This is a genomic window from Mycobacterium sp. IDUB_19, from assembly GCF_055419445.1.
This window is the reverse complement of record NZ_JBVAXR010000022.1, coordinates 1-14962: the sequence shown is the minus strand read 5'-3', so window position 1 is coordinate 14962 and position 14962 is coordinate 1. Positions and strand designations below refer to the sequence as shown.

13 protein-coding genes are annotated in these 14962 nt (G+C 65.2%); 6 read left to right on the top strand and 7 right to left on the bottom strand.

The window, feature by feature from the left end; all coding sequences use genetic code 11:
- The first annotated feature begins 99 nt into the window (after positions 1-99).
- The 6 genes from ACZY0B_RS17630 (at position 100) to ACZY0B_RS17605 (ending at position 6031) form a co-directional block, all read left to right on the top strand.
- A complete protein-coding gene (locus ACZY0B_RS17630) occupies positions 100-831 on the top strand; it encodes a lytic transglycosylase domain-containing protein (RefSeq protein ID WP_463765445.1) in 732 nt (243 codons plus the stop codon).
- Positions 832-920: 89 nt separating this feature from the next.
- Positions 921-2210 carry a phosphopyruvate hydratase gene (eno, locus tag ACZY0B_RS17625; protein ID WP_463765443.1) on the top strand — a complete coding sequence of 430 codons (1290 nt, stop codon included), beginning with the start codon at positions 921-923 and terminating at the stop codon, positions 2208-2210.
- 35 nt (positions 2211-2245) lie between these two features.
- Positions 2246-2941, top strand: a complete 696-nt coding sequence (locus ACZY0B_RS17620; protein WP_463765441.1) for an FtsB family cell division protein — start codon at positions 2246-2248, stop codon at positions 2939-2941.
- Positions 2934-3425, top strand: coding sequence for a DUF501 domain-containing protein (locus tag ACZY0B_RS17615; protein ID WP_463765439.1), 492 nt, complete (start codon positions 2934-2936; stop codon positions 3423-3425). The genes ACZY0B_RS17620 and ACZY0B_RS17615 overlap by 8 nt, the downstream gene beginning before the upstream one ends.
- Entirely contained in the window at positions 3416-4360 is a 945-nt protein-coding gene (locus tag ACZY0B_RS17610; protein WP_463765437.1) for a Ppx/GppA phosphatase family protein, read from the top strand. The genes ACZY0B_RS17615 and ACZY0B_RS17610 overlap by 10 nt, the downstream gene beginning before the upstream one ends.
- 63 nt (positions 4361-4423) lie before the next feature.
- Positions 4424-6031: an MFS transporter gene (locus tag ACZY0B_RS17605; protein WP_463765435.1), complete on the top strand. Its 1608-nt coding sequence runs from the start codon at positions 4424-4426 to the stop codon at positions 6029-6031.
- Positions 6032-6147: 116 nt separating this feature from the next.
- Here ACZY0B_RS17605 and ACZY0B_RS17600 read toward each other — a convergent pair whose 3' ends face one another.
- From ACZY0B_RS17600 to ACZY0B_RS17570, 7 genes are all read right to left on the bottom strand, one after another.
- Complete coding sequence (locus tag ACZY0B_RS17600) at positions 6148-6828, bottom strand: response regulator (protein WP_463765434.1); 681 nt, start codon at positions 6826-6828, stop codon at positions 6148-6150.
- Positions 6825-9404: an ATP-binding protein gene (locus ACZY0B_RS17595; protein WP_463765432.1), complete on the bottom strand. Its 2580-nt coding sequence runs from the start codon at positions 9402-9404 to the stop codon at positions 6825-6827. Before ACZY0B_RS17595 ends, ACZY0B_RS17600 begins: the two co-directional genes overlap by 4 nt.
- A 12-nt stretch (positions 9405-9416) precedes the next feature.
- Complete coding sequence (locus tag ACZY0B_RS17590; RefSeq protein WP_463765431.1) at positions 9417-10340, bottom strand: potassium-transporting ATPase subunit C; 924 nt, start codon at positions 10338-10340, stop codon at positions 9417-9419.
- A 1-nt stretch (position 10341) separates the two neighbouring features.
- Positions 10342-12492 carry a potassium-transporting ATPase subunit KdpB gene (kdpB, locus tag ACZY0B_RS17585; protein ID WP_463765430.1) on the bottom strand — a complete coding sequence of 717 codons (2151 nt, stop codon included), beginning with the start codon at positions 12490-12492 and terminating at the stop codon, positions 10342-10344.
- Positions 12492-14162, bottom strand: coding sequence for a potassium-transporting ATPase subunit KdpA (gene kdpA, locus ACZY0B_RS17580; protein WP_463765429.1), 1671 nt, complete (start codon positions 14160-14162; stop codon positions 12492-12494). The genes kdpB and kdpA overlap by 1 nt, the downstream gene beginning before the upstream one ends.
- Entirely contained in the window at positions 14162-14251 is a 90-nt protein-coding gene (locus ACZY0B_RS17575; RefSeq protein WP_463765427.1) for a potassium-transporting ATPase subunit F, read from the bottom strand. Before ACZY0B_RS17575 ends, kdpA begins: the two co-directional genes overlap by 1 nt.
- Before the next feature lie 371 nt (positions 14252-14622).
- Positions 14623-14962, bottom strand: a 340-nt coding sequence (locus ACZY0B_RS17570; protein ID WP_463765425.1) for a DUF2254 family protein, incomplete at its 5' end; no start/stop codon positions are given.

Sequence of the window (14962 nt, the reverse complement as noted above, 5' to 3'; positions counted from 1 at the left end):
AAAGCGGGTTTGCCGACTCGACGCGACCGGCCCCGGCGAAAGGTCATGGGACGATAATCAGTGGGTGACGTTGGTGTAGAGGAAGTTAAGGGGTACGTGGTGTCGCCGAGGCGTTGGTTGCGGGCGGCCGCCGTGATCGGCGCGACCGCGATGCTCCTGGCCTCCAGCTGTACCTGGCAGCTCAGCCTCTTCATCCCCGCCGGCGTGCCGCCGCCGTTCGGGGATCCGGTGCCGCCGGTGAACACTCATGCCAGCGGCCGGCCCGCGGACCAGTTGCGGGACTGGGCGCTGCCACGCTCCGCGGCACTGGAGATCCCGCTGATCGCTTTGGAGGCCTACGCGTATGCGGCCCGGGTCGCCGAGGTGGAAAACCCGAAGTGCCATATCGCGTGGACCACGCTGGCGGGCATCGGGCAGGTCGAGAGTCACCACGGCACCTACCGGGGCTCGACGCTGTCGCCGAATGGGGATGTGAGTCCACCCATCCGGGGTGTTCAGCTGGACGGTACCAGCGGCAACCTGCGCATTGTCGACGCCGCGCAAGACAGTACCGACAGTCAGCCCGCGATAGCCCGCGCGATGGGGCCCATGCAATTCATTCCGGAGACATGGCGGTTGTACGGTGTCGACGCCCACAACGACGGTCGCCTCAGTCCGGACAACATCGACGACGCGGCGCTCGCGGCGGCGGGTTACTTGTGTTGGCGTGGAAAGGATCTCGGGACGCCCAGGGGATGGGTCACCGCGCTGCGGGCCTACAACAACTCCGGCGTCTACGCGCGCGCCGTCCGGGACTGGGCGACCGCTTACGCGGCGGGTCACCCGCTGTAGAAGGATGAATCGCTGACCCAGGCTTTAGGCTGAAGGCCGGCCGGGGGACAGGCATCAGCTACTAGAAAAGTTTAGGCAAGGAGATCCTAGTGCCGATTATCGAGCAGGTCGGGGCCCGCGAGATCCTCGATTCCCGAGGCAACCCGACGGTCGAGGTCGAGATTGCCCTGATCGACGGAACCTTCGCCCGCGCGGCGGTGCCGTCCGGCGCGTCGACCGGGGAGCACGAGGCCGTCGAGCTGCGTGACGGCGGGGAGCGCTACGGCGGCAAGGGTGTGCAAAAAGCCGTGCAGGCCGTGCTCGACGAGATCGGCCCGGCCGTGATCGGCCTCAACGCCGACGATCAGCGGCTGGTCGACCAGGCGCTGGTGGACCTCGACGGCACCCCCGACAAGTCGCGGCTCGGCGGCAACGCGATCCTGGGCGTCTCGCTGGCCGTCGCCAAGGCGGCCGCCGATTCGGCCGAGCTGCCGCTGTTCCGGTATCTCGGCGGCCCCAACGCGCACATCCTGCCGGTGCCGATGATGAACATCCTCAACGGCGGCGCCCACGCCGACACCGCCGTCGACATTCAGGAGTTCATGGTGGCGCCGATCGGCGCACCGAGCTTCGTCGAGGCGCTGCGCTGGGGTGCCGAGGTGTACCACTCGCTGAAGTCGGTTTTGAAGAAGCAGGGCCTTTCCACCGGCCTGGGCGACGAGGGCGGCTTCGCCCCCGACGTGGCCGGAACCACCGCGGCGCTGGACCTGATCAGCTCGGCCATCGAGGCGACGGGTTTCAAGCTGGGCACCGATGTGGCGTTGGCCCTCGACGCGGCGGCCACCGAGTTCTACACCGACGGCACCGGCTACAGCTTCGAGGGCGCCACTCGTACCGCCGAGCAGATGACGGAGTTCTACGCCAAGCTGCTCGACTCCTACCCGCTGGTCTCGATCGAAGACCCGCTGTCGGAAGACGATTGGCAGGGCTGGGCGGACCTGACGTCGTCGATCGGTGACCGGGTACAAATCGTGGGCGACGACATCTTCGTCACCAATCCCGAGCGGCTCGAGGAGGGCATCGAAAAGGGCGTCGCCAACGCGTTGCTGGTCAAGGTGAACCAAATCGGCACGCTGACCGAGACTCTCGACGCCGTCGCGCTGGCTCACCACAGCGGATACCGCACGATGATGAGCCACCGCAGCGGCGAGACAGAAGACACCACGATCGCCGACCTGGCGGTGGCCGTCGGCAGCGGGCAGATCAAGACGGGCGCGCCAGCCCGCAGCGAGCGGGTCGCTAAATACAACCAGCTGCTGCGCATCGAGGAAGCACTCGGCGACGCGGCCCGCTACGCCGGCGATCTGGCCTTCCCGCGCTACGCGCTGGATGTGAAATAGCTTGACAGTCAACGGGAAACGCGACTAGATCTCCGATGCCCGACGCGAAACGCCCAGATCCGAAACGCCGCTCCCCGGCATCGCGCCCGGGGAAAGCGGGCGATTCGGTTCGGCGCCCTCGCGCCGCCAAACCGTCGTCCAAGCCGGCGTCGCGCACGTCGAAAACCGCGCAGAACGCCGCCGACGCCCGGACGACGGCCGAGCACATCGTCGAACCGATCAAGCGGCAGATCGCGGAATCCGTCGAGCAGCGGTCCGAGCAGCGGATGGGCTTCACCGCCCGGCGTGCGGCGGTGCTGGCCGCGGTCGTCTGCGTGCTGACATTGACCATCGCGGGTCCGGTGCGCACCTATTTCGCGCAGCGCACCGAGATGTCGCAGTTGACGGCCAGTGAAGCCGCGCTGCGACGTCAGATCGCCGACCTCGAGCAGAAGAAGGTCAAGCTCGGCGACCCGGCTTACATCGCGGCGCAGGCCCGCGAGCGCCTGGGCTTTGTGATGCCCGGGGACACGCCGTTCCAAGTCCAACTTCCGGCGGCCGCGGCGGCATCCGCGCAGCCGGGAGCCGAGACGGCGAAACCGGCGAGCAGCGCACCCTGGTACTCCTCCTTGTGGCACACCATCGCCGACGCCCCACACTTGCCACCGGCCAGCGCCCCGGCGCCCGCGCCGGCCGAGCCTGGAGCGCCCGCACCGCCGGAATCACCGAAGCCCACGACTCCCGGTGGTTGATCGTGCCGACCTGGAAGCGGTGGCACGCCAGCTCGGTCGCGAGCCGCGCGGTGTGCTGGAAATCGCCTACCGGTGTCCCAACGGCGAGCCCGGCGTGGTGAAGACCGCGCCGAAACTTCCTGACGGCACGCCGTTTCCGACGTTGTACTACCTGACGCATCCGACGCTCACCACGGCCGCGAGCAGGCTGGAGACGACCGGACTGATGCGGGAGATGACCGAGCGGTTGCAGACGGACGCCGAATTGGCCGCCGCCTATCGGCGGGCTCACGAGTCGTATCTGGCCGAGCGTGACGCGATCGAGCCACTCGGGACGACGTTCTCGGGCGGCGGCATGCCGGACCGGGTCAAATGCCTGCACGTGCTGATCGCGCATGCACTGGCCAAGGGGCCCGGGCTCAATCCGCTCGGCGACGAGGCGTTGGCGCTGCTCGCCGCCGAGCCGGCGATGGCCGCCGTGCTGGATGGTGAGCTATGGCGTTGAGAGCCGCCGGAGTCGACTGCGGCACCAACTCGATACGGTTGCTGATCGCCGACGTATCCGGTGGGCAGCTGCGCGATGTGCATCGCGAGACGCGGATCGTGCGCCTGGGCCAGGGTGTCGACGCCACCGGTCAGTTTGCGCCGGAGGCGATCGAGCGGACCAGAGCAGCGCTGGCCGACTACGCGGATCTGATGCGAGCCCACGGCGTCGAGCGAGTTCGGATGGTCGCCACATCGGCCGCCCGCGACGTCTCCAACCGTGCTGACTTCTTCGCGATGACGGCCGACGTGCTGGGCAGCGTGCTGCCCGGGGCGGTCGCCGAGGTGATCACCGGAGCCGAAGAGGCCGAGTTGTCTTTCCGCGGCGCGGTCGGCGAATTAGACCACACCCGTGGGCCTTTCGTCGTCGTCGATCTCGGCGGCGGCTCCACCGAGATCGTGCTGGGCGCAGACCAGGTGGTGGCGAGTTACTCGGCCGACATCGGCTGCGTCCGGTTGACCGAACGCTGCTTGCACTCCGACCCGCCGACATCGCAGGAAGTGGAGGCGGCGCGTCGGTTCGTGGGCGAGCGGCTCGAACCCGCACTGCGGGCAGTGCCCGTGGCGGAAGCCCGGACCTGGGTCGGGCTGGCCGGCACGATGACCACGCTGTCGGCGTTGGCGCACAATATGTCAACGTATGATGCTGCGGCCATTCACCTTTCGCGGGTCGCCGGCGATGACCTGTTGTCGGTGTGCGAGCGGTTGATCGGCATGACGCGATCCCAGCGTGCGGCGCTGGCGCCGATGCACGAAGGCCGGGCCGATGTGATCGGCGGCGGCGCGATCGTCGTCGAGGAGTTGGCCCGCGAGCTGAACGCCCGGGCGGGCATCGACGAGCTGACCGTCAGCGAGCACGACATCCTCGACGGCATCGTGCTGTCGATCGCGCGGTAGTCTGGTCGCCGCTCGGCGAGCGCTGCGCGCGCCGCAATTGGCTAGTTGCCCTAAAGTTCAGTGGTGACCCAGTTGCAAGAGCGCGCCGGTGGGCAACCGTCGGCTTGGGCGCCGTTGCGCAGCCGCGTCTACCGCGGCTTGTTCATTGCGCAGCTGGGCTCCAACATCGGGACGTGGATGCAAACCGTGGCGGCCCAATGGTTTTTGGTGGAAAGACACAGCAGCGACGTCATCGTGGCGCTGGTGCAGACGGCAACTCTTGGGCCGACGTTGCTGTTGGGATTGTTCGCTGGCGCGCTTGCCGATCTGTTCGACCGGCGGCGGTTACTGATATTTCTGCAGTCGTATGCCGTGCTGGTGGCGCTCGCCCTGGCGGTGCTGACCTACCTCGGTCGGCTTGGCCCGACATCGCTGTTGATGTTCACCGTGGCCATCGGTTGCGCTTCCGCGCTGACCGGGCCGGCCTGGCAGGCGATTCAGCCTGAGCTTGTCCCGCGGGAGCAGATACCGGCTGCCTCGACGTTGGGCAGCGTCGCGGGTAATGCCGCCCGGGCGATTGGACCGGCCCTCGGTGGCCTCGTGGTGGCATTGTCCGGCGTCGCAGCGGTTTTCGCGATCAATGCAGTATCGTTTGGCGGAATAATTGTTGCTCTGCTGGCGTGGAAACAGCCCAAGCAAAGCGTGCTGATCGAGCGAGAACACTTCGGCCAGGCCATGGTCGCCGGACTGCTCTTCGTTCGTCACGGTCCCAATTTCCGCAGGATTCTGTTGCGCGCCGCCCTTTTCCTGCTTCCCGCCTCGGCGTTGCTGGCTCTGCTGCCGGTGGTTGCCGCCCGCAGATGGCACCTGGCAGCGAGCGGCTACGGTGTGGCGCTGGCGGCCATCGGTTTTGGTGCCGTACTGGCCGTCGTGGTTGCCGCACGGTTACGCCGGTGGGTGTCCGACAACGCGCTTTTGGCGGGCTCCGCGGGCGTATACGGTGGGGCATTGCTGGCGGTCGCCTGGCTGCCGTTCGCCGTGTCGATTCCCATTTTGATGTTGTCGGGGATGGCCTGGCTTATGACGTTGACAACGTTGAACGCTGCAGCGCAGCTATCGTTGCCGCGCTGGGTTCGTGCCCGCGCGTTGGCGGTGTATCTACTCGTCTCCACGGGATCACAGGCAATTGGCTCCTATCTCTGGGGTGCCATCGCCACGCGCGAAGGACTTGACGTCGCGCTGGTGTGCTCGGCGGTGTTGCTGGGCGTTGTTGCCCTGAGTGTTGCCGCGTTGCCGCTACGACCGTCCACCGGAAAGCTGGGAGTCGAGGTTTCCTGTACGTGGCCGTCACCGACGATCGTGTTTGAACCGCCTCCCGAAGATGGACCGGTGCTCGTCACCGTTCGTTACCAGGTGCCGGCCGACAACCTCGACTACTTTGCCGAGGCGATGAGCTCGGTCCGTCGATCACGGCTGCGAACGGGCGGGCATAGTTGGCGGCTTTATCACAGTGTCGGGCAACCGGACACGTTCCTCGAAAGATTCACCGTGGCGTCCTGGACCGAGTTTGAGCGCCAGCGCACCCAGCGCTGGCTGGAATTCGATTCCGAGGGCGTGACGCAGGCGATGCGCTATACCGTCGACTGCACTCGACAGCATGACTACTACGTCGCTTTGCGCATACCACGCTGACTCGTATCGCTGCCACGCTTTTCGAATGTGCATTGACGGCTTTCAGTGTGCGTGCAGGGCGAGAATTTCGCACACTCGACGCCCTGGACGCACACTCGACGCACTTAGCGCACGACTCACGCCTCGAACCGGTAGCCCATACCCGATTCGGTCAGCAGGTGTTTGGGATGCGACGGGTCGTCTTCGAGTTTGCGCCGCAACTGTGCGAGATACACACGCAGGTAATGAGTTTCGGTCGCATACGCCGGCCCCCACACCTCTTTGAGCAGTTCCTCGCGGCCGACCAGCTTGCCGCGGTTGCGCACCAGCACCTCGAGCATGCCCCATTCGGTAGGGGTGAGGTGCACCTCCGTGCCGTTCTTGGTGACCTTCTTGGCGGCCAGGTCGACGGTGAACGCGTCGGTTTCGACCACCGGCTCGTCGGTTTCGGAGGCCGCGGTGTTGCGGCGGACCGCGGCCCGCAGTCGCGCCAGAAATTCGTCCATCCCAAACGGTTTCGTGACGTAGTCATCGGCCCCGGCGTCCAGTGCCTCGACCTTGTCGGACGAATCAGTGCGCGCGGACAACACGATCACCGGCGCGGTCAGCCAGCCGCGCAGACCACCCAGGACCTCGATGCCGGAGATGTCGGGCAGGCCGAGGTCGAGGATCACCACATCGGGTTTGTGTTCGGCCGCGGCGCGCAGGGCACCGGCACCGGTCGACGCGGTAATGACCTCGTAGCCTCGCACGGACAGGTTGATGCGCAGTGCGCGCAGGATGTGCGGCTCGTCATCGATCACCAGGACCCTGGTCATCGGGCGCCGATCTGTTGCTGCGGCGCAGCGAGGTCTACCACCACCGTGAGTCCGCCCCCGGGGGTGTCACCGGCCTGAATGGTGCCGCCCATGGCTTCCACGAAGCCGCGCGCCACTGACATTCCCAGTCCGACGCCGGTGGTGTTGTCGTGATCCCCCAGCCGCTGGAAGGCTTCGAAAATCTGGTCCTCGGCTCCGTGCGGGATCCCGGGGCCTTCGTCGATGACATTGATCAAGACGCGATCGCCGACCCGTCCCGCGTTGACCCGGACTACGCAGTTGGGCGCGTACCGCAGCGCATTGTCGATCAGGTTGGCAAAGACTCGTTCGAGTAGCCCGGGGTCGGCCATCACCACGGCGTCGCCCACGTCGACCTTGACGCGATCGATCGCCGACCGGTAGAAGCCGGTAGCGCCCTTGCCGATGCTGATCAATGCGCGTTGCATCGTTTCCTCCAGGTACACCCGGCGCAGATCGGGGTGAACCACGCCGGCGGCCAGACGAGAGGAATCGAGCAGGTTTCCGACCAGTGCGGTCAGCTGGTCGATGGATTCCTCGATGGTGGCCAGCAATTCGGCGGTGTCCTCGGCGGAGAAGGCCACATCTTCGGCGCGCAAGCTGGACACCGCGACCTTGGCCGCGGCCAGCGGCGTGCGCAGGTCGTGGCTGACCGCCGAGAGCAGCGAGCGGCGCAACTCGTCGGCCCGCCCGATCGCCTCTGCCCGGCTGGCTTCTTCGGCCAACTCGCGCTGCCTGATCAGACCCGCTGCCTGCTTGGCCACCGCGGTCAGCACCCGGCGGTCGCGTGCCGAGAGCTTCCTGCCGGCCATCAGCATCCAGAACTCGTCGTCGCCGACCTCGATCGCGGTGTCGGCGGAATCGACGGTCACACAAGGGTCTTTGCCCACGCAGGCGACGAGATAGCTCTTCCTCCCATTCGCCCGGTCTACCTCGCTAGGCTCACGCAGCATGCTGACCGCACGCTGTGAGTAGGCCTCGCGCACCCGTTCGAGCAGCGTCTCGAGGTCGGCACCGCGCAGCACCGACCCCGCGAACAGCGTGAGCAGTTCCGCCTCTTGCGAGGCCAGTCGGGCTTCCCGGGTGCGTTTGGTCGCGCCGTCGACAAGGACCGCGACGGCAACCGCGATCAGCAACAGCACCAATTCGGTGATGGCGCTGTTGGGTTCGGCGATGGTGAAGCTGTGCCGGGGGGCTATCAAAAAGTAATTGAGCAGCAGCCCGGACAGTACTGCCGAAAGTGCCGCCGGGGCAACACCTCCCAACAGGCCGACCAACAGCACCCCGATGAAGAACAGTGCGCTCTCGCCGCCGGTGTCCAGATACGGGTCCAGCATCGTCACCGTGACCGCGCAGATGATCGACGGGACGATGAAGGCGGCTAGCCAGGAGGTGATGCGTCGCTCGCCGGGCGCCAGCGACGCTATGTGAAAGCCGCCTTTGGACTCCTCATGGGTCACGATGTGCACGTCGATCTTGCCGGACCGCTCGACGATCGTCGGGCCGATGCCCTCATCGAACACGCGCGCCCAGCGGGGCCGGCGGGAGGTGCCCATCACGAGTTGAGTGGCGTTCATTTCGCGGGCGAAATCCAGTAGGGCCGTGGGTACGTCGTCACCGACCACCGTGTGCACGGACGCGTCCAAGCTGTTTGCCAGTTCACGGATCTTGTTCATTCGGGTTTCCGACAGGCCGGCCAACCCGTCACCGCGTACGACGTGCACCACCATCAGCTCGGCGCTGGACTTCGACGCGATCCGGGATGCCCGTCGCACCAAGGTCTCTGATTCCGGCCCGCCGGTGACCGCGACCACGACTCGCTCGCGCGCCTCCCACATGTCGGTGATCTTGTTCTCCGCGCGGTATTTGGCCAGTGCCGTATCCACCTGGTCGGCCAGCCAGAGCAGCGCCAATTCCCTTAAGGCGGTGAGGTTTCCGCGACGAAAGTAATTGGACATCGCGGCGTCGATCTTCTCCGAGGCATAGACGTTGCCGTGGGATAGCCTGCGCCGCAGCGCCTCCGGCGTGATATCGATGAGTTCGACCTGCGCAGCCTGGCGCACGATCGAATCCGGTATCGTCTCTTGCTGTTCGATACCGGTGATCTGGGCGACGACGTCGTTAAGGCTCTCCAGGTGTTGGACGTTGACGGTGGAGATCACCGTGATCCCCGCGTCGAGCAACTCCTCGACGTCCTGCCATCGCTTGCCGTTCTTGCTGCCCGGTGTGTTGGTGTGGGCGAGTTCGTCGACCAAGACCACTTGCGGATGGCGTGCCAGCACGGCCGGCACGTCGAGTTCGGGGAAGCTGGTGCCGCGGTATTCGATATAGCGCGGCGGAATAATCTCGACGCCCTCAAGTAGCTCAGCGGTTTTCGCTCGTCCGTGGGTCTCGATCACGGCGGCCACCAGGTCGGTGCCGCGATCCAAGCGCCGATGGGCCTCGCCGAGCATCGCGTACGTCTTGCCAACGCCCGGAGCGGCGCCGAGGTAGATGCGTAGCTCCCCGCGCTTGGGATGGTGGTCCCTGAGGGTGACGTCGCTCACGTCAACCATCATCCCCCTGTGTCACTAGGTCGTGACCGGGAACCGGTGGTCGAGTTCCAGGTTCAGTTGCAGGACATTGACCGTAGGCTCACCGAAAAATCCAAGGGTGCGGCCGCTTCGGTTCTCCGCCACGACCGCACGTATCTGCTCCGGGCTGACATGCCGAGCCTTGGCCACCCTGGCGACCTGGATGTCGGCGTAGGCCGGTGAGATATTCGGGTCGAGACCGCTGCCGCTGGCTGTCACTGCGTCGGCGGGCACAGCCGGGTTAGCTGGTGCGGCCCCGCGGATGGGCACGATCTGGCCAATCGAGTAGTCCTCGCCGAACTTGGCGCACTCGACCCGTACCCCCTGGTAGGTCGTCAGGAAGGGCGCCTGCGTCGTCTGGCACGGCTCGTTGACGCTGACCACCCGGGTGGGGTGGATGACGTTCCCGCGGGAATCGCGGGGGCCGATCACCGAGAGCACCGCGCCGACACCGCCGCCCGTGCAGAACGGACGTGACCCATCCACACCCTCCAGTTGGCCCACTGCGGAGCTACGCGAGCACACCTGCGTCAACAGGCTCGGTTTGAAGCCGGCGTCGGTCGCGGACTTGCCGGCTGCCAGTTGCGACGGATCGGCGGCAGTATCGACGATGCTTTCCGGCCCGAGGTTGCTCGCGCTCGACGACAGCGGGTCATAGCCGGTACCGGCCGCCGAAGGCCGACTCTGGAAGTACTGCGACAGCGGGTTACCGTCCTTGTCGGTGAACAGCTGACCGATAAGCCGACTGCCGACCTGTTTGCCGTTGGCGGTGAGAATCGATCCGTCGGCCTTGTCGTGTAACCCTGGAATCTGCGCGACTAGCCAGATGAACAGCGGATAGGCGAGACCCGTGATTACGGTCAGCACCAGCAGCGCGCGAAAAGCTGCCCAGTGCACGCGGATGAAATTCGAGAAAGTCATGTCAGGACATCCCTGGGACGAATTGGACGACTAGGTCGATCAGCTTGATCCCGATGAACGGGGCGATGATTCCGCCGAGCCCGTAGACGTAGAGGTTGCGGCTCAACAGTTTTGAAGCGCTGCTCGGTGTGTAGCGCACGCCGCGCAGCGACAACGGGATAAGTGCCACGATGACGATTGCGTTGAAGATCACCGCCGACAGGATCGCCGACTGCGGGCTGTGCAGCCGCATGATGTTGATCATGTCCAGCCCGGGGAACAGTGCGACGAACATCGCCGGAATGATCGCGAAGTACTTCGCGATGTCGTTGGCGATAGAGAACGTGGTCAACGCGCCACGCGTGATCAACAGCTGCTTGCCGATCTCGACGATCTCGATGAGTTTGGTGGGATCGGAGTCGAGGTCGACCATGTTGCCGGCCTCTTTGGCGGCGGACGTGCCGGTGTTCATCGCCACGCCCACATCGGCTTGAGCCAACGCCGGCGCGTCATTGGTGCCGTCACCCGTCATCGCGACCAGCTTGCCGCCTTCTTGCTCACGCTTGATCAGCGCGAGCTTGTCCTCAGGCGTGGCCTCGGCGAGGAAGTCGTCGACACCGGCCTCGTCGGCAATCGCCTTGGCGGTCAACGGGTTATCGCCGGTGATCATCACCGTGCGGATGCCCATCTTGCGCATCTCGTCGAAGCGCTCACGCATGCCCTGCTTGACGACGTCCTTGAGGTGGATGACGCCTAGCACCGCCGCCTTGCCATCGACGCTCTCCCCGACGACCAGCGGGGTGCCGCCGCTGGCGGAAATGCCATCGACGATCTCACCGAGCTGGGGCGGAACGTTACCGCCTTGCCCGCGTACCCATTCCGCGACCGAGCTTGCCGCGCCCTTGCGCAGCACGTGCCCGTCGAGGTCGACTCCTGACATCCGTGTCGTGGCGGAAAAGGTCACCCATTCGGCGTGCGCGAGTTCACCCGGGGTGCGCGCACGCAGCCCGAAGTGCTGTTTGGCAAAGACGACCACCGAGCGTCCTTCCGGTGTTTCGTCGGCGAGGCTGGACAACTGCGCGGCGTCGGCCAGCTGTTCATTGGTGACCCCGTCGACAGGGATGAAGGCGGCCGTCTGCCGGTTGCCCAGGGTGATGGTGCCCGTCTTGTCGAGCAACAGCGTGTTGACGTCGCCGGCCGCTTCCACCGCGCGCCCGGACATCGCGAGCACGTTGCGCTGCACCAACCGGTCCATGCCGGCGATGCCGATGGCGGAAAGGAGCGCGCCGATCGTCGTGGGGATCAGGCACACCAGCAGTGAAACCATCACGATCCCGGTGACACCATTTGCGTTGAGCGCCTGGGTATCGGGGACGCCGGGGTTGTTCATCTTGGAGTAGATGGCCAGCGGCTGCAGGGTAGCGACAGCGAAGACGAAGATGATCGTCAACGCCGCCAGCAGGATGTTCAGCGCGATCTCGTTGGGTGTTTTCTGCCGGTTGGCGCCCTCGACAAGCGCGATCATCCGATCGATGAAGCTTTCTCCGGGCTTTTGGGTGATTTGCACGACGATCCGGTCGCTCAGCACGGTGGTGCCGCCGGTGACCGCCGAGCGGTCACCGCCGGATTCGCGGATCACCGGCGCCGACTCACCGGTGATCGCCGATTCATCCACTGAGGCAATGCCTTCCACCACGTCGCCGTCACCCGGTATCGCCTGCCCGGCCTCGATCACGACGATGTCGCCCTGTTGCAGCAGCGGCGCAGCAACTTCCTCCTCGACCACAGGAGCGCCGGGCGCCCAGTTCTTGAGCCGCCGGGCCATGGTCTGGGACTTGGCTCGGCGCAGCGTTTCGGCCTGGGCCTTGCCGCGGCCTTCGGCCACCGCCTCCGCGAGGTTCGCGAATAGCACGGTCAGCCAGAGCCAGACCACGATCAACCAGGCGAACCATGTTTCATTGGCGACCGCCAACACGGTGCTCCAGGCGGCGCCGATTTCGACGATGAACATCACGGGGTTGCGCCAGAGGGTGCGCGGATCGAGTTTGCGCAGTGCATCCGGTGTCGACTTCCACAGCATGTTCGGATCCAGCAAGCCGCCCTGCACGCGTTTCGTGCTGGTGGGGGTGGCGGGCCGCGTCTCTGCAGCCGGATCGATGGTGGTCGAGGTCATCAGTGAATTCCTTCAGCGAGAGGCCCGAGCGCGAGCATGGGCAGGAACGTGAGGGCAACGAGAATCACCGTGACGCCGGCAACCATTCCCACGAACTGTGGCCGATGGGTGGGCAGGGTGCCGACCGATTCCGGCGTGTGTCCCTGCTTGGCCAGCGAGCCGGCCAGCGCGAGCGCGAGCACGATGGGTAGGAATCTGCCGAAGACCATCGCCAGCCCGAGCGCGGTGTTGTACCAGTTGGTGTTGACGCTGATTCCGGCGAAGGCCGACCCGTTGTTGTTGGCCGCAGACGTGAACGCGTACAAGACCTCCGACAGTCCGTGCGGGCCGGTGTTCAGCATCCCGGCGCGTTCGCCCGGCAGCGCCATCGCGATCGCGGAGCCGGTCAGCACGATGAGCGGCGTTACCAGGAAATAGCTTGCCGCCAGCTTGATTTCGCGGGGATTGATCTTCTTGCCGAGATATTCCGGGGTGCGCCCGACCATCAGTCCGGCAACGAAGACGGTGATCACCGCCAAGATCAGCATGCCGTACAGGCCAGACCCGGTACCGCCCGGCGCGACCTCCCCGAGCTGCATGTTGAACATCGTGATCATCCCACCGAGGCTGGTGTAGGAGTCGTGGAACGAGTCAACGGCACCGGTAGAGGTGAGCGTCGTCGAGTCGGCGAACACCGCTGAGTTGGCGACGCCGAAGCGCTGCTCTACGCCTTCCATGGCTGTCCCGACAGCGGTCGGCACCGTGCCGTGGTGCTGCAACTGGAACCACATCATCAACGACACGCTGATCGCATAGAGCGTCGCCATGACCGAGGCGATCGCATAGCCCTGCTTCGGGCTGCCCACCATGCGCCCGAAGGTGCGCGGCAGCGAGAAGCTGATGACCAGCAGCAGAAAGATCTCTAACCAGTTCGTCCACGTCGTCGGGTTCTCAAACGGGTGCGCGGAGTTTGCGTTGTAGAACCCGCCGCCGTTGGTGCCGAGTTCCTTGATGACTTCCTGGCTGGCCACCGGGCCGCCGGTGATCGTCTGCTGGGCGCCCCCAAGGGTGTTGACAACCTGATCGTGCAGGTGGAAGTTCTGGATCGCCCCACCCGCGATCAGGATGATCGCGCCGACACTCGCAATGGGCAGCAGGATGCGAAACACCGTGCGCACCAGGTCCACCCAGAAGTTCCCCAAATCGCCGGTGCGCGTGCGGGCAAACCCGCGCACCAGCGCGATCGCCACTGCCATGCCAACGGCGGCCGAGACGAAGTTCTGCACCGCCAGCCCGGCCATCTGCACCAGGTGACCTTCGGTGGACTCGCCGGAGTAGGCCTGCCAGTTGGTATTGGTGATGAAGCTGACCGCCGTGTTCCACGCCAGCGCCGGGGTCATTTGGGTGGCCGGGTCATGCAGATGCAACGGCAATTTGCCTTGCACGAGCTGGAACACGAACAGGAAGAGGATGCTGATCGACGAAAACGCCAAGACACTTCGGGCGTAGGCGCCCCACGTCTGCTCGGAGCGCGAATCAACACCGATCAACCGATAGGTCACCCGTTCGACGTACAAGTCCTTCTGCGACGTGTACACCCGGTACATGTAATCGCCGAAGGGCACATGCACTACCACCAGTGCCACGACGAGAACGACGAGGAAGATCACCCCCGCTGTTGTCGTACTCACTAGAACCTCTCCGGGAACAACAGGGCGCCCGCGAGAAACAGCGCCAGCAGAATGGAAAGCACCAAGCCGACCAGGTTTTCGTAGCTCATAGCCGTTCGACCAATTTTTGCGCCAGGCCGAGCACGGCGAACACCGCCACCGTCAGCGCGAGGTACACCAACACGCCCATCTTGTCTCCGTTCCGCGCCAGGCACGTGCATACGAGAGGGCCCCATCGAGTCAGCCACAGCGCAGTCTCGGAGGCAAGGTCAGCTTGAAGTTATTCGGGACCGGTCGGGTAGGGCCTTTGGTTGACACTTTCCTAACGCCGCCGCAGTGCACCTTTACGTTTCCTTGACGCCACTACGTTCGAACGGGATTGCTCTGTTCAGGCGTGTGATCGCTTCCCCACGAGCCCTGTGGCCTCTACCCGCTCGACCGCCATCAGAGCGAACCGCCACGCGCGGTTCGTCGTAACCAATCACGAATCGCGACAGAGCTTTTCGTGAATGGCCAGTAATGTGACGTAACGGCGTTCGACGTCGGCGCGGTCAGACTGTTCGGAAACCGATTCCACATTCACACGCTGAATCATGGCTGCTTGATCCAGTAGGACTTCGGCACGTTGCGGGTCGATCGTTTGTTCCATGATTGTCGTTAACGCATCGAGTTGGCGGATCATCACCGCTGGCATGCCGCGGCCGGCCTGCCGGATCTTCTCGAACGATCGCTGCACCAGCCGCTCGTAGCTCACTTGATCGGAGATAACACGAATGACTCCGCGACGGTCGCGATGAACTTGGGTCGGCGCCCATATCGGT

Bases quoted from the DNA above. Each gene is read 5' to 3' on its own strand.
- ACZY0B_RS17620 (WP_463765441.1), top strand. From the start codon at position 2,246: ATGCCCGACGCGAAACGCCCAGATCCGAAACGCCGCTCCCCGGCATCG.
- ACZY0B_RS17610 (WP_463765437.1), top strand. From the start codon at position 3,416: ATGGCGTTGAGAGCCGCCGGAGTCGACTGCGGCACCAACTCGATACGG.
- ACZY0B_RS17600 (WP_463765434.1), bottom strand. From the start codon at position 6,828: ATGACCAGGGTCCTGGTGATCGATGACGAGCCGCACATCCTGCGCGCA.
- ACZY0B_RS17595 (WP_463765432.1), bottom strand. From the start codon at position 9,404: ATGATGGTTGACGTGAGCGACGTCACCCTCAGGGACCACCATCCCAAG.
- ACZY0B_RS17590 (WP_463765431.1), bottom strand. From the start codon at position 10,340: ATGACTTTCTCGAATTTCATCCGCGTGCACTGGGCAGCTTTTCGCGCG.
- kdpB (WP_463765430.1), bottom strand. From the start codon at position 12,492: ATGACCTCGACCACCATCGATCCGGCTGCAGAGACGCGGCCCGCCACC.
- ACZY0B_RS17575 (WP_463765427.1), bottom strand. From the start codon at position 14,251: ATGAGCTACGAAAACCTGGTCGGCTTGGTGCTTTCCATTCTGCTGGCG.